Origin of the sequence: Duncaniella sp. C9, from assembly GCF_004803935.1 — a bacterium.
In the GTDB taxonomy this organism is placed as follows: domain Bacteria; phylum Bacteroidota; class Bacteroidia; order Bacteroidales; family Muribaculaceae; genus Duncaniella; species Duncaniella muris.
In genome coordinates this window covers 1603062-1621546 of sequence record NZ_CP039547.1, presented here as the reverse complement: position 1 = coordinate 1621546, position 18485 = coordinate 1603062, and the positions used below count along the sequence as shown (strand labels likewise).

Annotated in this window: 15 protein-coding genes and 2 pseudogenes; 10 read left to right on the top strand and 7 right to left on the bottom strand. The window is 48.9% G+C overall.

From position 1 onward, the window contains the following. Positions 1–558: 558 nt before the first annotated feature. Positions 559–1437 (top strand): N-acetylmuramoyl-L-alanine amidase-like domain-containing protein, encoded by an 879-nt coding sequence (locus E7745_RS06590; protein WP_124076283.1) that lies wholly within the window; start codon positions 559–561, stop codon positions 1435–1437. A gap of 89 nt (positions 1438–1526) precedes the next feature. On the opposite strand, the gene E7745_RS06585 is transcribed toward E7745_RS06590, so the two are convergent. Both E7745_RS06585 and E7745_RS06580 read right to left on the bottom strand, forming a co-directional pair. Continuing rightward, positions 1527–2792: a sigma-54-dependent Fis family transcriptional regulator gene (locus E7745_RS06585; RefSeq protein WP_107033035.1), complete on the bottom strand. Its 1266-nt coding sequence runs from the start codon at positions 2790–2792 to the stop codon at positions 1527–1529. A gap of 49 nt (positions 2793–2841) precedes the next feature. Beyond that, positions 2842–3690, bottom strand: coding sequence for a lysophospholipid acyltransferase family protein (locus tag E7745_RS06580; RefSeq protein WP_107033034.1), 849 nt, complete (start codon positions 3688–3690; stop codon positions 2842–2844). A 241-nt stretch (positions 3691–3931) separates the two neighbouring features. Between E7745_RS06580 and E7745_RS06575 the strand changes: the two genes are divergently transcribed. Beyond that, entirely contained in the window at positions 3932–5119 is a 1188-nt protein-coding gene (locus tag E7745_RS06575) for an aminotransferase class I/II-fold pyridoxal phosphate-dependent enzyme (protein ID WP_107033033.1), read from the top strand. Between the two features lie 234 nt (positions 5120–5353). Here the strand turns inward: E7745_RS06575 and E7745_RS06570 are convergent, their stop codons facing one another. Beyond that, positions 5354–6289: a YitT family protein gene (locus tag E7745_RS06570; protein WP_107033032.1), complete on the bottom strand. Its 936-nt coding sequence runs from the start codon at positions 6287–6289 to the stop codon at positions 5354–5356. Between the two features lie 368 nt (positions 6290–6657). Here E7745_RS06570 and rplM point away from each other — a divergent pair. The 6 genes and pseudogenes from rplM to E7745_RS06540 all read left to right on the top strand — a co-directional run bounded on the left by rplM (position 6658) and on the right by E7745_RS06540 (position 11679). Beyond that, a pseudogene (gene rplM, locus E7745_RS06565) lies at positions 6658–7136 on the top strand (50S ribosomal protein L13). 7 nt (positions 7137–7143) lie between these two features. Beyond that, positions 7144–7530: a 30S ribosomal protein S9 gene (gene rpsI / locus E7745_RS06560; RefSeq protein WP_107033030.1), complete on the top strand. Its 387-nt coding sequence runs from the start codon at positions 7144–7146 to the stop codon at positions 7528–7530. Positions 7531–7644: 114 nt separating this feature from the next. Further along, entirely contained in the window at positions 7645–8475 is an 831-nt protein-coding gene (gene rpsB, locus E7745_RS06555) for a 30S ribosomal protein S2 (protein ID WP_107033029.1), read from the top strand. 43 nt (positions 8476–8518) lie between these two features. Next, positions 8519–9511, top strand: a complete 993-nt coding sequence (tsf, locus tag E7745_RS06550; protein WP_107033028.1) for a translation elongation factor Ts — start codon at positions 8519–8521, stop codon at positions 9509–9511. 299 nt (positions 9512–9810) lie between these two features. Next, positions 9811–10899 carry a sensor histidine kinase gene (locus E7745_RS06545; protein ID WP_107033027.1) on the top strand — a complete coding sequence of 363 codons (1089 nt, stop codon included), beginning with the start codon at positions 9811–9813 and terminating at the stop codon, positions 10897–10899. A gap of 33 nt (positions 10900–10932) precedes the next feature. Then, positions 10933–11679 carry a LytTR family DNA-binding domain-containing protein gene (locus E7745_RS06540; protein WP_136408500.1) on the top strand — a complete coding sequence of 249 codons (747 nt, stop codon included), beginning with the start codon at positions 10933–10935 and terminating at the stop codon, positions 11677–11679. Between the two features lie 178 nt (positions 11680–11857). On the opposite strand, the gene E7745_RS06535 is transcribed toward E7745_RS06540, so the two are convergent. Continuing rightward, the gene (locus E7745_RS06535) at positions 11858–12379 is read right to left on the bottom strand and encodes a transposase (protein WP_370291879.1); all 522 of its coding nucleotides are present in this window, start codon (positions 12377–12379) and stop codon (positions 11858–11860) included. A 184-nt stretch (positions 12380–12563) separates the two neighbouring features. Between E7745_RS06535 and E7745_RS06530 the strand changes: the two genes are divergently transcribed. Then, positions 12564–13547: an IS30 family transposase gene (locus tag E7745_RS06530; RefSeq protein WP_136408456.1), complete on the top strand. Its 984-nt coding sequence runs from the start codon at positions 12564–12566 to the stop codon at positions 13545–13547. A gap of 13 nt (positions 13548–13560) precedes the next feature. Here the strand turns inward: E7745_RS06530 and E7745_RS06525 are convergent. Beyond that, positions 13561–14283: pseudogene (locus E7745_RS06525) on the bottom strand (DUF4372 domain-containing protein); the annotation flags it as partial. A gap of 425 nt (positions 14284–14708) precedes the next feature. Between E7745_RS06525 and E7745_RS06520 the strand changes: the two are divergent. Beyond that, on the top strand, positions 14709–15554 hold the full coding sequence (locus E7745_RS06520; protein ID WP_124075974.1) for an SDR family oxidoreductase: 846 nt from the start codon (positions 14709–14711) through the stop codon (positions 15552–15554). A 95-nt stretch (positions 15555–15649) separates the two neighbouring features. On the opposite strand, the gene E7745_RS06515 is transcribed toward E7745_RS06520, so the two are convergent. Together E7745_RS06515 and E7745_RS06510 are read right to left on the bottom strand one after the other, a co-directional pair. After that, positions 15650–16363 carry a porin family protein gene (locus E7745_RS06515; protein ID WP_240597811.1) on the bottom strand — a complete coding sequence of 238 codons (714 nt, stop codon included), beginning with the start codon at positions 16361–16363 and terminating at the stop codon, positions 15650–15652. Further along, the gene (locus E7745_RS06510) at positions 16363–18204 is read right to left on the bottom strand and encodes a LysM peptidoglycan-binding domain-containing protein (RefSeq protein WP_136408499.1); all 1842 of its coding nucleotides are present in this window, start codon (positions 18202–18204) and stop codon (positions 16363–16365) included. The genes E7745_RS06515 and E7745_RS06510 overlap by 1 nt, the downstream gene beginning before the upstream one ends. Positions 18205–18485: the final 281 nt, after the last annotated feature.

The window sequence follows — 18485 nt, the reverse complement described above, 5'->3', positions numbered from 1 at the left end:
GTCAAAAACCGAATGTCTGCCCGGTCCGTCAGTGGATGTCCGTTCAATCTATTGCGATCTAACTTTGAAATTGACAGAGTGCATTTCCTAAAAATGACCCTTGTACTACTTCCATGTCTATTGTAAATCTTTCAATGTTCTCTCATTGCTTTCTCGATCGCCGTGGTGGCCAGTGGAAAACTTTGCAAAGGTACAACCTTTATTTGAATCTCGCAAACTTTTCTGAAGATTTTAACCTTTCTTAAGATTTGACCGGCAAACCGATCTACCATTTCCAGCGTTATATCTTCTATCAGTCTGCCGCTGCAGGCCTTGCTTCTCAAAAGCGAGTGCAAAGGTAGACATTTCCCCAATTCCTTCCAAATATTTCACGGTGTTTTAACAGAATTTTAACACTTAAGCGCGATTTTGAGGTTTTATCCCACCCTATTTTAACAAATACGCTCCAAAACGACATCTCAATTTGGCTAAGACGGAACTTTTGAGTAATTTTGGGCTACACAATTCCGCATTCAACTCAACAATACAATAAAAGAACCAAGAAAGCCAAGCGCAACCATGAACAAAGCCTACACCTATATTATATTTATATTATTACTTATTATATTGCCCGCCAATGTTCTCGCATCAGACCCACGCGAAGTGAGATGGCACAACGAAGCGACCGACACCACAACCATAACCAGAATCCTAGTCAAAGCCACCGATCTATGCGCCAGCAATCCGAATCAGTTAGTCGAATTCATCGGTCGCGAATTTATAGGCACTCCATATAAATCCGGAACACTCGAAGGATCACCTGAAGCGCTCACGGTAAATCTGGAAGAAATGGATTGTACCACTTTCGTGGAAACGGTAGTAGCCTTGGCGCTAACGGTAGAAAACCACCGCTGCTCATGGATTGACTTTCTGGACATGCTTGAAACAATCCGCTATCGTAACGGATACGCCGACGGATATGCCTCGCGCCTACACTATATCAGTGACTGGGTGATAACAAATACACACCGTGGCTATATAAAAGATGTAACCGACAGAATACCTCAATCAGACGTTCAGATCAAGACCCTCGACTTTATGTCGCGCAACCGTTCAAAATACCCGGCTCTCAGCGACTCCGCCACATTTGAAGGAATCAAGAACATGGAGGTTGGCTACAGATCTCACCGATTCCCCTACATCAAATCGGCCCGCCTCTCAAGCAAACCAATCATCAACGCACTCAAAGGAGGTGACATAGTGGCACTCACCACAAAGACAAACGGTCTTGACGTGAGCCATGTCGGGATACTCGTAATAGAAAAAGACGGCCCACATCTGCTACACGCATCATCAAAAGAAGACAAAGTTGTCATCGATAAGCTCCCGCTGACAGAATACATGCGCAAAGCCCACCAACTGACAGGCATCCGGGTACTGCGTCTGCAGACACAGTAATCAACACCATAATATAAATATAAAAAGCAGGGCCGAAATTTCATCAGTGAAATTTCGGCCCTGCTTTTTTCCAAATACCATCCAAATCTCTATTCAATGCCATACTCCTTGATTTTGCGATAGAGAGTACGCTCGGATATTTTCAGTTCTCTGGCAGCGTCTTTGCGCTTTCCGCCATTACGTTCAAGAGCCCGACGGATTGTGTCACGCTCGGTTTCTTCAAGAGTAGCAGGCACAACATCTCCCATCCCACCGGAGCGGAAAGACGGAACAGAGTCTGCAACTATAACGTCACGGTTCAATGGCGAGGCAAAGGGCTGAAACTTCACTATCGACCTTACCAGGCTCTCAGATGGTTCAACCTCTTCGATAGACTGATATGATGTGCCACGAGAAGCAGATCCGCCATTATCCAGAGCCTCAATCCGCGAATTAAGAGCCTCGATCTGCTGCTGAAGACGCAATATCATCCCGAAAAGAGCTTCGCGTTCAGAAGCATAATCATGATGCGGATCAACAGAAGAGGCCACAGGGACATAATTGAGGCTTCCGGCTGGAAGGAACGACATCACATCGTCAGCTCCGACTTCACGACCTGACTCAAATAAAGCAATCTGTTCGACCACATTTTTCAGCTGCCTTACATTGCCGGGCCAGCGATATCTCATCAGTACCCCGCGCGCGCTTTCGTCAAGCGCCACCGCCGGCATCGCATAGCGTTCAGAAAAATCCGAAGCAAACTTACGCGCCAGAAGTGCGATATCCGCCCCACGGTCGCGAAGCGGAGGGATGTGAATAGACACCGTTGACAATCGATAATACAGATCCTCTCTGAAGCGACCATCAGCTACGGCTTTTGCCATGTCAACATTAGTAGCCGCCACAATGCGCACGTTTGACTTCTGAACTGTAGAAGAACCCACTTTCAGAAACTCGCCGCTCTCAAGCACTCTCAGCAGTCGCGCCTGAGTGGTGAGAGGCAACTCCGCCACTTCGTCGAGAAATATAGTGCCGCCATCGGCCTCCTCGAAATATCCTTTTCGCGAAGATACCGCACCGGTAAACGAGCCTTTCTCATGACCGAAAAGTTCCGAATCAATCGTACCCTCCGGAATGGCCCCGCAGTTGACAGCTATGTATTTGTTATGTTTCCGTGGCGAGAAACCGTGAATTATCTTCGGAAAAAACTCCTTGCCGGTACCGCTCTCGCCGGTCACAAGAACCGAAAGATCAATCGGCGCAACCTGGATGGCCCGCGACACCGCAGCCAAAAGGCCGGGCGCATTGCCGACAATCCCATAGCGCTGTTTGGCCTGAACTATCTCATCAGGCAGTTCCTGAAGATTAATCTGCATAAGTAACTCTTCAAAAATTAGACGACACAATCAGAGGCAAAGCCAGTCATCATTTGATTGACTGCAGGCAATAGGTTTTCTCACGCAAGAAATCCCCAAGCTCCTTTATCGAACCTGAATGAGCTTCGATTTCTTCGGGTGTAATCGGATCTCCGACCGAGATATGGATCGTGCTGTTTTTCCTGCGGAACACCTCGGCCGGCAATCTCAGAGTGCGGATCTGCCATGAGACTATACCAAGGAAACGGAACCACCAGCTATTGTAGCCATGAAAGAAAATCGGAATCACCGGCACCTTCAGCTGCTGGATAAGACGGATGATCGACTCGCGCCACTCGCGATCCTCAAACTTAAGATGCTTGTTATAATTGCCAACAGCTCCCGCCGGAAAGAACCCGATCGGCTCCCCCCTGCGCACCTGCATTATCGCCTCTTTTATACCCTTCATCGACACTGCCTTCTTGGCCGGATCATCGCTCGCCGTCTGGTCGACCGCAATAAAATTGGGACGCATCGCCACGATATAATTCAGGATCATATTCACCATTACCTTGAATTTCGGGCGGCGACGACCGATTATATCAATAAGCGTGATTCCGTCAAGCGCGCCGAACGGATGGTTGCTTATGGTTATGAATGCTCCTTCAGGCAGATTATCGAGCACCTTTTCATTGTCGATACGCAGCTTTATATTGAGATCTTCAAGCAGACCGCGGCAGAACTGCGGCCCCGGAGTGTCGAAGTTATGACTGTGAATCCAGTTGACCTTATCGACAGAGAGCAGCTTCATCAACCAGCCGACCAGACGCCTCTTCCCCTTCAGAAAAGGAGCCATACCGACAATGTCATCATAATCAAGAACCGTGCGTTTGATTTCCTTATTTTGAGTTTGTTCCATTATAGTTCAAGTTTAGAGCAAGTGCAAAATTAAGAAAAATATAGGTAAAACCCGACACATTGTTACCTATAAGCACCAAAAACACAAGAAAAATAGCCATCGAGAAGCCTCGTTTAGCAAAATTAACACCCAAAAGCAATCGCCAATTGTATAAAAGTGTGAAAATTTTTCTACCTTTGCACACTGCAAAAAGACCAAGAAAATATTCACAATCGCGGCATAAGCGTTTTCTTACTATTTTATGAACTTACTACAACAAAAACTATCCAGATACACAGCTCCTCAGGAAGCAAAAGCCGCCGGGGTTTACCCCTACTTCCGCGCCATTTCGAGCGAACAGGATCCTGAGGTAATCATTGACGGCAAGAAAGTATTGATGTTCGGATCAAACTGCTACACCGGTCTCGTCAATGACCCCCGCATCAAAGAAGCAGCCATCGAAGCCACCCGCAAATACGGCACGGGGTGCGCCGGATCTCCGTTTCTAAACGGAACCCTGGATCTCCACAAGCAGCTCGAAGCAGCTCTTGCTGAATATATAGGCAAAGAAGACGTAATGGTCTACTCAACCGGATTCGAAGTAAACCTCGGAGTAGTCTCAGCCCTTACCGGACGCGAAGACTACATCCTGTGGGACGAACAGGACCATGCCTCGATCATAGAAGGACGCCGCCTGTCATTCAGCCAGCAGTTCAAATACAAGCACAACGACATGGAGTCGCTCGAAAAGCAGCTCCAGCGATGTGACCCCGACAAGGTCAAACTCATCGTCAGCGACAGCGTCTTCTCAATGGAAGGCGATGTGGCAAATGTGCGCGAAATCGTAAAACTTGCGAAGAAATACAACGCCAGCGTCATGATGGACGAAGCCCACGGCATCGGCGTGTTCGGCGAAGGCGGCCGAGGAGTATGCCACCACTACGGAGTGGCCGATGACGTAGATCTCATCATGGGCACATTCTCCAAGTCATTCGCATCACTCGGCGGCTTCATAGCCACAAACAAGGAGATCACCAACTTCCTGCGCCACCATTCACGCTCCTACATCTTCACCGCCAGCATCACCCCGGCATCTACCGCCGCAGCCCTCAAAGCTCTGGAGATAATGAAAGCCGAGCCCGAACGCCAGGAAAACCTCTGGAAACTCACAAACCATGCGCTTGACGGATTCCGCAACATGGGATTCGAGATCGGCAACACATCGACTCCCATCATTCCGCTCTTCATCCGCGATGACTTCAAGACATTCGCCATCACACGCGATCTTCTTGAAGAAGGAATCTTCGTCAATCCGGTAGTTTCGCCTGCCGTAGCCCCCACCGACACACTCATCCGCTTCTCACTGATGGCCACACACACAATGGAGCAGGTGGACCGCGCACTCGAAACAATAACAAAAATATTCCGCAAATACAACCTGCTTCCGTAAAAAAGCGATAAGCGCAACACATAAAACCACAGCGGCGTAATCATCAACCGAGATTACGCCGCTGTGGTTTTATACCGTCATACCATCACCGGTCAGAAAATACTCAAAAAAATAAGTGAATCATAGACAATCCAAATATCCATAAACAAATATAATCAGACCAAGATAAAGTTATACCAACATTTGTTACTACTACCGCAAATAGCCAATACCGCGGCAGTAATGCTTTGCTATCTATTCCGGCGTCCCGCAGCTCTTGTCAGCCTCAAGCTTACGGCTCAGCTCATGATCAGGCCGAAATTTCAGCTGATCAAACCCCTCGCCGTAAGCACCGTTTACATTAGCCTGGGTAATGAAAGCATTCGGATCAAGATCCTTGACCACACGAAACACTGTCACAGCCTCCATTTTGCGGCACACCACCAGCAAGAGTTTGACCGGCTGCTTTGAATACCAGCCCATGCCGTCAAGCACAGTCACACCGCGTCGCGGATACTTGTTTATAGCATTTGCAATCCGCTCCCAGTGCTTGGAAACAATGATAAACTGAACCGCCTGACGGTTTGAGTTTATAATCAGATCCAGCATGTAGGTCAGAATAAACAGCACAATAAAGCCGTAGACCACCCTTGTTATATCATGGAAAAACAGATAGCTTGAAGAAATGATCGCAAAATCGACATAAAGCATAGTACGGCCCACAGTCACATTAGTCTTTTTCGCCACAATAGCCGCAACGATATCCGTTCCACCCGTACTGCCGTTATGAGTGAAAACAATACCAAGGGCTATGCCTGACAGAACCGAACCGATACACACATTCATAAACGGCTGGCCCGGCACCAATGCGCCCGAGAATAGCGGAGGCATAAGAGTGACCACCAGCGAAATCGCAGTAGCACCGTAAAGAGTCTTATAGACAAAGGCTCGGCCGACAACCTTCCAGGCAATCACAAGCAGCACTATGTTTATGGCATACTGTGTGATACCGATCAGATAAGGATTCCCGGTAAGAAAATAGACAATCGTACCAAGACCGGTGACACCACCTATCACAACCTTCTCCGGAAGAATAAAAGCCGAGAAGCCAAAACCATAAATCAAAGCGGCAAGCGTGATCATGATATAATCACGGCTCGACATCCAGAGTTTCGTTTTTGAAAAAGTCATTGTCAATAGAATTATAACAGCGCAAATTTAACTTAAATTATAATTCCCTCCAAACCATTTTGCAGGCAAATTTTCCACCGGACAGACCGGCGGAATACCACATTATAATAATATGAAATAAAATCAACCCGATTTACGCTATATTATCATCGCCCGTCGGGCACACCCCACAATATAGAATCAGTCATCTGTAGAATAAAGCGTTTGTTAAAAAAACATAAACCCCGATTGTCAATCCACACAAAATCACTACCTTTGCACACCGATTATGTCCAATTAATAAACCAGACAGTTTCAGGACCAAGCTTTTGGCCAAGCGAAGCCCTGATGCAGTCAAAAAGTAACTATCTATTAATTAAACATTTAACGTGGATACTTTAAGTTATAAGACCCTTACCCCAACGCAGCAAACGTTGAACGCAACTGGGTCGTTGTTGACGCTACCGACCAAGTGCTCGGCCGTCTTTGTGCAAAAGTTGCCCTCATTCTCCGTGGCAAAAACAAACCCAGCTACTCTCCCAACATCGAGTGTGGCGACAACGTCATCATCATCAACGCCGACAAGGTTCGCCTCACCGGCAAGAAATGGACTGACCGTGAATACCTCTCATACACCGGCTATCCCGGCGGACAGCGCACGGCTACTCCCGAAATCATGATGAAGAAGTCTCTGAACAAGCACATCAAACCCGGCTACCATCCCCTCTTCACCAAAGTGATGAAAGGTATGCTCCCCAAAAACCGCATGGGCCGTGCCATCATTGAAAACATGCACGTTTACAATGGTCCCAACCACCCCCACGAAGCACAGAATCCCGTAGTTATCGACATCAACAAAATTAAATAATTGAAGAATGGAATCAGTTAATGCAGTTGGCCGCCGTAAAGCAGCCGTAGCTCGCGTGATCGTTAAAGAAGGAAACGGTCAAATCACCATCAACAAACGCGCCCTCGATGTGTACTTCCCCTCTTCCATCCTTCAGTACATCGTCAAACAGCCTCTGTCAACACTTGACGTTGTTGAAAAGTATGACATCAAGGTCAACCTCAACGGCGGCGGTTACAAAGGCCAGGCTGAAGCACTCCGTCTCGCTATTGCCCGCGCTCTCGTCAAGATCAACCCCGAAGACAAGCACACACTCCGCGTAGAAGGCTTCATGACCCGCGACCCGCGCGTTGTTGAACGCAAGAAGCCCGGTCGTCCCAAAGCCCGCAAGCGCTTCCAGTTCTCCAAGCGTTAATATTCAATTTCAGACTCTCCTCAAGTGTTTAGTATCTAAACCGCTGAGATGGACACGTTCCCTACTCTCCGGTTGTAATTTGTCAAAAGAACGTAAACAACCCAACAACAAATCATGTCAACACCCAATTTTGACCAACTCCTCGAAGCAGGTTGCCATTTTGGCCACATGAAAAGAAAATGGAATCCTGCAATGGCGCCCTACATCTTCATGGAGCGCAACGGTATCCACATCATAGACCTCTATAAGACCCAGGCCAAACTTGAAGAAGCTGCTGCAGCTCTCCGCAACATCGCCAAGGGCGGCAAGAAGATCCTCTTCGTAGCTACCAAAAAGCAGGCCAAGGAAATCATCGCCGACAAGGCTCAGAGCGTCAACATGCCCTACGTCATCGAACGCTGGCCCGGCGGTATGCTCACCAACTTCCCGACCATCCGCAAGGCCGTGAAGAAAATGACCGCCATCGACAAGATGACAAAAGACGGCACTTTCGACAACCTCTCGAAGCGCGAAAAACTCCAGATCACCCGTCAGCGCGCCAAACTCGAAAAGAACCTTGGCTCAATCGCTGACCTCAACCGTCTTCCCTCGGCTCTGTTCGTAGTTGACGTTTGCAAGGAGCACATCGCCGTTGCCGAAGCAAACCGTCTCGGTATTCCCGTTTTCGCTATCGTCGACACCAACTCCGATCCTTCAAACGTAGACTTCGTTATCCCCGCAAACGATGACGCATCAAAGTCTATCGACCTCATCCTCTCAACCGTATGCGAATCAATCAGCGAAGGTCTTGAGGAACGCAAAGTAGAGAAGGCTGACGAAAAAGCATCTGCTGAAAACTCTGACGCAGCTCCCCGCCGCGAACGTCGCCGCGTGAGCCGCAAGGGCGAAGGCGAAGCTGAAGTAGCTGAAACTGAAGTTGCCGAAGTTGCCGAAGCAGCCGAATAATCAATCCACTCTTTTCACAAACATTCTAAACTCCCACTATACTATGGCAGTTACAATGGCAGAAATCACCAAACTGCGCCACCTCACAAGCGCCGGTTTGATGGACTGCAAAAAGGCCCTCGCCGAAACTGACGGCGACATCGAAGCAGCCGTTGAGATCCTCCGCAAGAAAGGTCAGGCTGTAGCAGCAAAGCGTGAAGACCGCAACGCCGCAGAAGGATGCGTTCTCTCAAAGAACGAAGGAAACTTCGCTGCTATCCTCGCCCTCAACTGCGAGACTGACTTCGTTGCCAAGAACGAAGGCTTCGTTTCTCTCGCCAAAAAACTCCTCGACATCGCAGTTGAAAACCGCTGCAAGACTGTCGACGAACTCAAGGCCATCACCGTTGACGGCATCACTGTCGCCGACCTCGTGACCGAAGAGTCAGGCAAAACCGGCGAAAAGACCGAAATCGGCGCTTATGAAGTAGTTGAAGCTCCCACTACCGCAGCTTACAACCACTTCAACAACAAGCTCGCCGCTATCGTAGGCTTCAACCTCCCCGACGTTGACGCCCAGGTAGGCCGCGAAATCTGCATGCAGATCGCATCTATGAACCCCGTTGCCTGCAGCCGCGAAGACGTTCCCCAGGCCACTATCGACCAGGAAATCGCCGTCGCCGTTGAAAAGACCAAGCAGGAACAGATCAAGAAGGCCGTTGAAGCCGCTCTCAAGAAAGCTGGTCTCAACCCCAACCACTTCGACTCTGAAGACCACATCGAATCCAACATCACCAAGGGCTGGATCACTGAAGAAGATGCAACCAAGGCTCGTCAGATCATGAAAGAAACAGCTGAAGCAAAAGCTGCCAACCTCCCTGAGGCCATGATCCAGAACATCGCCAACGGTCGTCTCAACAAGTTCTTCAAAGAAAGCTGCCTCATGGAACAGGAATATGTTCAGGACAGCAAGCTTTCTGTAGGTCAGTTCCTCGAACAGACCCGCAAAGGCCTTGTCGCTGTTGCGTTCAAGCGCGTAAACCTCAACCAGGACTAATCCTCCCGGCCAAGAAAGTCATAACAACGCAATACTCCGTGAACGGGTGCTGACCGAATGTCGGCACCCGTTCATCATTTCCGGGGCAGCTTATACGATTCACTCAGACCCCGCTCCACAATAAGAGGGGTGTTCGATTCGCTGAACAGTTACTCTAAATCACCTTATCACCACATCTCTCTGCGACTTCATGACCCGGTTTGTCATCACGATGCTTTCACGATACTTTTGTCGATTGAAAATCCTGTGACGTCCAATAATTTTGCCACTTTGGTCAAAAATAATTATTTTTGTGATCTATGAGTGAAATTCTTACCCGGCAGCGCATCACCACATTCCTGACTCACCTGCTCTGCATAACCATACTGTTCATACTTCCGGAGGTGCTGACCTCACTCTCCTCTCCGGCCCATCCATTGCGACTATGGGTCTATGCCAAAGCCCTTGTGTATATCGCTGTTTTCTACATAAATTATTACTGGATCATTGAAAAGTCGCTTGACAAGCCTCATCGGGTTGTCAGGTTCGTGGCATCAAACCTACTGCTTATAATTGTAGCCATGATCCTCATCTATCTGGTGTGGCGCTTCCGTGAATTTCTCGGAGGAAAAGCACCGAAGACCAAACATCTTCATCTGTCAGAAGGAATCTACATAGCAAAATGGGTCAGCATCATGTCGCGCGACCTGGTTATGGTGATCCTCGTCATCGGACTCGCAACCGCTCTGCGTCTCGGCGACAAATGGCTTATGCTTGACCGCAAACAGAGAGACCTGATCAGCGCACAGCATGAAGAGGAACTGAAAAACCTGAAAAGCCAGCTCAACCCCCACTTTCTATTCAACACACTCAACTCAATCTACGCACTCATAGCCATCTCCCCGGAAAAGGCCCAGGAAGCAGTCCACAAACTGAGCAGGCTGCTGCGTTTCGTGCTTTATGACAATCCCACCTCAGTCTCAATAAAGCAGGAATTTGACTTTATCACGAACTATATCAGCCTCATGCGGCTCAGACTTAACTCCGCTATCAAACTCGATGTCAGGCTTGACATCGACAGTAATGGCAGACAGGACATGCGAGTTGCCCCCCTGCTGTTCATCACACTCATTGAGAACGTATTCAAACACGGCATCCATACACCCGAAATACCTCTGACCATCCACATCCGCGCTGACGGCAACCGCATAGAATGCCATACATCCAACGGACACATCCCATCAGACAAAAACCGTGAGCACAACACATCCACCCCGTCAGGAGGAATCGGCATGGTCAATCTTCGCCGTCGGCTACACCTGATCTACGGCCAGGCAGCCGAGCTGAAAGTCACTACTGCCGACGGCCTCTATCAGGTCTGGCTGAGCATACCGTCAACTCTCAAATAAAATCAGTCTCCCATCTCAATAAACCACCGACCTATGCAGACCCTTCGCTGTTGCGTGATCGACGACGAGCCCCTGGCATCAGGCCTCATCCGTTCATATATCGAAAAGACACCGTTTCTTGAAATCGCTGGCGAATTTTCATCGCCTCGCGACGCTATCTACACCATTCTCAACAACGATATCGACATCGTATTTCTCGACATACAGATGCCCCAGCTGAACGGCATCGAATTTGCCCGGATCATCCCTGCCGACACCCGCATCATATTTACTACGGCATATTCAGACTACGCGGTTGAAGGTTTCCGGGTCAACGCACTCGACTATCTGCTCAAACCGGTCAGCTACGAGGAATTTCTTGCAGCCGCAAGGCGCGCCCTTGCCTGGTACGAGATGAAACACCAGTCCGATTCCTCAAAACTGCAATCGCAGGTCTCTTCACCGGAAAAGGCAGGAGAATATATAATCGTCAAAAGCGAATACAAGCTGGTGCAGGTCCGCATCGCCGACATCCTCTATATCGAAGGCTTGAAAGACTACGTCAAAATCTACGTCGAAGGATCAGAGAAATCCATAATGACACTCCTGAGTATGAAAGCGCTCGAACAGACGCTGCCTTCCGACTTATTCATGCGTGTCCACCGGTCATACATTGTAAATCTATCCAGAATCAAAGTAATTGAGCGCAACCGCATCATTTTCGGGCGCACACAGATCCCGGTATCCGAAAGCTACAAAGACACTTTCGCAGAATTCATATCCAGGCGCACTTTGGGCTGAAACCGCCCTTCCCCCCTACTTTACGGCGCAGAGCAGAAGCAGCCATAAACAATGCAGGGCCGGTCATCTCGACCAACCCTGCATTGCTTTATATTACTGTCCGCTAAACCATAAAAAGGCGAGTCCAACTTCCTGAACGGCAGAAGTTGGGCTTACTTTTTGTATTTGACAAGCCCCCTCAGCAGTTTTCAGGAACTTCGGGAGGCGATTCCGATGCTTCGGCGAGCATGATTTTCAGGTCTGCATCGGGCTGATTGAGGAACTTTTCGAGATTCAGGTAATACATCAGCACAATTCTGACGATTGTAGCAAGCCCTGAGAAGCTCCAACGTCTTTCGAGTTTGCTTTGAAGTACTGACAGCAGCAGATTTGCGATGAGTGTAACCCATATCTGGATTTTGATGGCGTTGGCGCTCTCGCCATAGAAGTATCTCAAGGGGAAGTTCTGTTTGATCTGCTTGAAAAGAGACTCTATCTGCCATCGGCGGCGGTATATCGCCACGATTGTCTCTGGCGGCATGTCGAAGTCGTTGGTCAGAAGCGATATGAGTTTTGGCTTCCCGTTCTTCTTGATGTCAACGTATGTAATTATTCTGGCGATGTGGTTTATACCGTCTTTACGGAACACCACGACCTGTTCACGGTATTCCATCAGTCCCTGCGGATTCTGATGCATACAGTCTACAAGTGAAGATTCCAAATCGAAGTGCAAAACTTTGAGCTAGGAATTATTCATTCTCCTCACTCCTTCTGGCGAGGGGATGCCCAAGCGGCGGGGGCGGCCTAAACCGCCCCCAAGAGCGGACAGCAGCAGAACATACTGGCAATACAAAATAAAAAAGGAGACCGAAGTCTCCCTGAGATTAACTAATTTTGTATTGCTAATGTACAGACAATTAACCTCGCAGCAAAGGTCGCAAATTTTCGCCTTACTGCAAAGAAAAACTCCAAGAAAAGAAATCGCCCTCATTGTAGGGTGCAGTCAATCAACACTTTGTCGTGAACTGAAGCGCAATTCCACAACCAAAGGCCACTATCTGTGGGAAAAGGCTCATGCCAAAGCCCTTGAACGCAGAAAGCGCACCACATCCAACAAGAAGCTCGACAGCGTGTTGGTGTGGCGTATAAAACAGATGATTATTGACCACCAATGGTCACCAGAACAAATTCGTGGCGTGTTGGCCAAGGAAGGCGTTTCCGTATCCATACAGACCATTTACAACATTATAAACGCTGATGAAAGCGGAGAACTGCGCCGTCACCGCAGACATCCCGACTTCCGACGACGACCAAAAGGCGAACGCAAACCCACTAAAGCCACCAACATACCAAACCGCACAAGCATACACGACAGACCGGCCGAGGCCGACGGCAAACGCTTTGGCGATTTTGAGATGGATCTTATTGTTGATGCCTACGGGCACGCGATTCTAGTGCTGCTTGAACGCATGACTGGCTTTGTGATGATGGAGAAACTACCTTACGGAAAAAGAGCCAAGCCATTGTCAAAGACTGTCGTGAGAATGCTGTACGCATACCGTAAATATCTTAAAACCATCACTACTGACAACGGCAGCGAGTTCGCGGCACACCTCGACATAACCGCCGGATTACGCATCAAAGGTCTTGATGATGTGACTGTTTACTTTGCCGACAGCTACTGCTCATGGCAGAAAGGAGCGGTCGAAAACATCAACAAACTCATCCGTCAATACATCCCCAAAAAGTCAAATTTCAATGATTTCACTGACCTATACATCAAAAACGTGGCAAAGAAACTGAACTTAAGGCCTCGGAAAAAACTTGGTTTTTCAAACCCGAAAACCGAGTTCTTCAAACAAATCGCTAATTTTGCACTTGCCAGTTGAACCTGCACATACAGTCTACAAGTACCTCATAACTGAGGTTTTTCTTCATTTTGGTGACATATACAACGCCACGGTCCGTCAGTTCCTCAAATTTGGCATAATTGATATAGGCGCGGTCAAGAGCGACTATCTCGTTGTGGCTGTAATGGCTCGGAGCAAGCATGAAAGAGTCATTGGTGGCCGCCGAAGTGAACTGCACATCGCAGGGAACCCCCTCGTTGGCGTGTATGACAGAGTGTACCTTTATGCCGCCTTTCTTCTTTCCCGTCTTGGGGTGTCGACCAACGCCCTTGAAAATAGCGTTGGAGAACAATGTGATTGTAGTGGAATCGATAATCCTAAGCTGCTTTATCCACTCTTCCGTGCCGTTGCGTCTGCTGTCCGATGAAAGAATGTCTTTGTTGGCTGCATACAGGTCGCGATAGACATCCTCAAAGAACTTCTCTGACCGTCGGGCATTTGCATCCGACAGGGTGCTGCGCTTTGGTACAGTATCAATTCCGACATGGTGCAGTTTGCGAACCTCCGCTGTCATAGATGTCTCTATCTCACGCAATGAGTCGAAGCGCTGGATCACGGCATAGAGCATCGTAAGCAGATGCGTATAGCCGTCAAAGCTCTTTACATACTTCTCTCCGCCGTGTTTTCGGCTGAATTCAACAATTTTTTCACGATTGAGTGATTTTATCAGCTGTCCATATATCGGCTGTCCGAAGAAATTACTACTTTTACTCATGGTTATTCATGGATTGTTTGGCGACACCAAAATAACCATTTAGGGCTGACTCCTGCAATAGGTGTCAGCCCTAATTTTTCAATCGCTCAAAAAAAGTTTAGCGGACAGTAATAATTGCTTTATACCTTCTCCGTCCAAAGCTAATAAAGACGGACTAATTACAAAATAGAAGCTTTAACTAATATTGCATTCGTACTATCTTTTACTTCTCGCGATTCAAACCATCGCGATTTCTCGTTGTGCTGTTTATAAGACGAAAGTACCATGTCCAAAGTTACACTCCACCCGATCTTTTAACCTAAGTTAACTAAAACCACACTCAAACGTCAGGCCCTGACCGCTTTTAAACCATCTGATGACTCCAAGTGTTAAACAGACAAGTCACTTGTCAAACTATTATCCGCTTTTGAGCAAATCAGAAAAAAATGAAGATAATCGTAATCATGGGCGCCACATCCGGAATCGGACTCCGTGTGGCAGAAATCTTCGCGAAAGCCGGCTGGCTCGTAGGAGCCGCAGGGCGCAATGAGAAAGTCATGCGCAAACTTCAGTCAGACTTTCCTGACCGCATCCGCTATGCGCGGATCAACATTGACGACGCTGCATCTCCCTCCCACCTCCGTGATCTCATCGGAAGGCTCGGCGGAATGGACATATATCTTCATGTGGCAGGCATCGGATATGAAAACGAGACTCTTGTGACAGACCATGATGTGGCCACCGCACAGACTAACGTGGTCGGCTTCACCCGCATGATCGACACTGCCTTCAGATATTTCCGTGAACACGGAGGCCGCGGGCGCATCGCAGCCGTGACATCCGTGGCCGGCACCAAAGGAATCGGACAGCTCGCATCCTATTCTTCATCCAAAAAATATCAGCAGGCTTATCTGACCGCTCTCGACCAGCTCGCCGGGATGCAGAATCTCGACATTTCATTCACTGACATCCGCCCAGGATGGATACGCACCCCGTTGCTTAACCCTGACAGAGTCTACCCGATGACAATGAGCCTTGACCATGCAGTTGCAAGCATTGTCCGCGCTATAATAAAGCGCCGTAGGCTGTGTATCGTGGACTGGAGATGGAATCTTGCAGTCAGACTCTGGAGTCTCCTCCCCGACCGCATCTGGGAGCGCATTCCGGTCAATGTCTCCGCTCCCGCCACTCCTGCCCAGGAGAAAACAGACGCATCCGTCGAAAAGTCGCTCAGCCAGCCGGAACCGCCGGCCGAAGTCAAAGATCCGATAGACAAAAGCGTAACCGCATAAGGCATCATAACCACATCCCCCGCACATCGCCGGAATCAGATCACGGTTGAATGTGCGGGGGATGTCGTGTGGTATATATTGTGTCCGGAAGTCGCTTATTTCACACGAATCATATATTTCAGTGAAATCTCGATCGAGTTGTTACGTGAGGCAGCAAAGAAGTCACGCTTTGAATCCTTGAAGATATTTCCCAGGCCAAAATAGTAGCGGCCTTCGAGCATTATGGAGTGTCGGCGCTTTATCACAATCTCCATACCGGCCCCACCGACAATACCGTAGTCAAACTTGCGGTCTACAGCCATTGCCAACTGCTCATTAGTTCGAGAGCCTTGCGGGAAATTAGGTATATTTTTATAGTTGTCATAATCGAAATTTGCATCGATCGAACTGCCGAGCAAAAATCCCACCTCCGGTCCGAGATTGAAAAAACCGCGAAATTTCTGTGACCCGAAATAGATATGTGTCATCACCGGAATAGAGACATAGGTCAGAGTGCGTGAATAACTGAACTCCGGCGCCTCGTCCTTGGCAAAATCCTCGGCCCATCCACGCTGCGTCACGTTGATTTCTCCGATCAGACCGAAGATCTTCTCCTCCGTGTAGCGGCAGGCAAGCCCCATAGTGAGCCCCTGGGTGAACTTCTGATGCACCTCAGGGCTGAATGACATGCGCGACAATGTCGCTCCGGCCTTTCCTCCTATCGAAAAGTTGGGCGAGTATTCTCTCTGGGCCATCACACTGACAGGCAGCAGAAGTGCCAGCGCAACAAGCACCCGTCCGGCAATCATACGAAATACCTTACCTGCCATCAGAGATTGATTTTTTCAATTAAACCGCCGGTGCGGAAGTTGATCAGATAGAGCACATTGTTGCACTGTCCCTCGGCTCCTTCCGGGGTTGTGAACGAATAGCCGTTCTGCACACCGTCATAGCGTGCCACCGGGTTCTTGAGATAATCCAGCACAAACATGCCTGTATCGAAACCGAGCAGTCCCTGACGCGGTATGGCATTTTCCATTCCGGCTCCATACCAGCCTTTGAAACGGTCTTCCATGCGACGTGTGCGCACATTGTCATCATCGACAAAGAAACGCGAATACACCGTGGTGTTGAGATTGTGCATGTTCTGCAGAGTCTCGCCGCGGAATGTCACCCACTCCGGATAGCCGACAAGCTTGACCATCGGGAGTCCGGCCTCGTCGCGCCACTCTATGACAGCGGGCATTATGCGGTTGAGATCACTCTGACGGGCCGACAGTGGTATAAACGTATAGTTCCCGTCAGACTTCAGGCTTTTAAGATCAGCCGGAGTCAGTTTCGCCTCGGCTGTAATGGTCTTCCACTCAATTCCTTTTGACTCAATACGCGATTTGAGCGCCGAGATAAAATCAGATTTGTCTGCATTCGCGCCGTCTGCCAGAGATACAAAGACGGGGGTTGAATATGCCAGCCGTCCGGCAATTGCTTCGGCGGCTTTGTCAATCATTTGCTGCGAAGGTATGTTTCCCTGCATCACGGCAGGATTAGTCTGATAGCATTCATCGCGGACTATAAAAGCGTTGAGCACTTTTATGCCGTTATCACGCCCGAATTCACCGAGTATAGCCAGCTGGTCTGACGAATCGGGGGCTATTATCATGCGATGAGCTTTCAAGGTGCTGTCAGAAGTCAGCTGACGGACTTTCGCTGTAGACCCTTCAGTGTCATAGGCAGTTACTTTGACCGGGACTCCATTGTGGCGCATACTGTCTACGGCAATCAGAAATCCTTTATAGAATTCAGTGTAGCGCTGCGCGCTCTTTGACGGTGTTTCTTCCTTGAGCATAAACGGCAAGACCACAGCTACAGAAAGCTCCTCTTTTGCCTCCGGAGTGACACCGGATGCACGGGCAAGGTCATCAACGGATACGGTGCCGTCAGTTCCGACCGGAATAAGGCCGGAAGGAGATGCCTGCTGCTCTGCCGCTACTGCTCCCTGCGGGGCCGGAATGCTCAGCACCTGACCTTCTTTCAGGACCGTAATACCCGGATTGGCGGCTTCAAGCTGCTCCACGGTGATCCCGTGGGCATTGGCTATAGAATAAAACGTCTCTTTCTTCTTTACTATATAGCCTTCAGGTGCTGTGCGAATAACAGTAGTGCCTTGCGAGGCTGATCCGACAGCCACTGCACTGGCCGCTGAATTATCTTCGCCGATAACCGGCGCTGTCAGATGAAGAGTCTGACCAGCCTTCAGCCCTTCGCGGACAATGGGGTTCTGCTCGATCAGCGCATCTGTGCTTATTCCGTATTTTTTAGCGATTCCATAGATAGTCTCCCCTTTTGCCACGGTATGGCTCAGCATACGCACTCCGTGACGGTTGGCATTGTCAGGAGTCAGCACCTCGCTCTCTTCAACCGGGAAGAACAGCATCGAGCCGGACTTCAGTCCGTCGGCCACTGAGGGGTTAAACTTCACAAGCTCGTCTTTGCTGATGCCGAACTTATGGCAGAGAGAATAAATGGTCTCCTTGTTCTCTACGGTATAATAATGATATGAACGTCCGTTTATCTCTTTGACAGGCAGATCTTTCACTGCGGCGTCAGCCGTAATGCCTGCAGCCAATGCAAGAGAACAGAGGGCAGATATGGTCAGTCTACGAAATTTCATGTGCTTATGGCTAAAAACTTCCACAAAGATACATCAAATTCTTTGATGTATCTTTACTTTTAACACCGATTATACGGAATTTTTTGGAGTCAATAAAAAAATGGGGGGTTAAGATCCACATCGGAAAGAACTTCTGCAAAGATACACCCCCGCCCTCCCGAAAGAGAGCGATAAAGCGAAGGCACCCTATTCGGAGCGGTAAATCGGTGTCCTCGACCGGACACCGATTTACCGCCCCGGATGGCTACGCAAGACCGGTTCAAAAACATCACATATATATA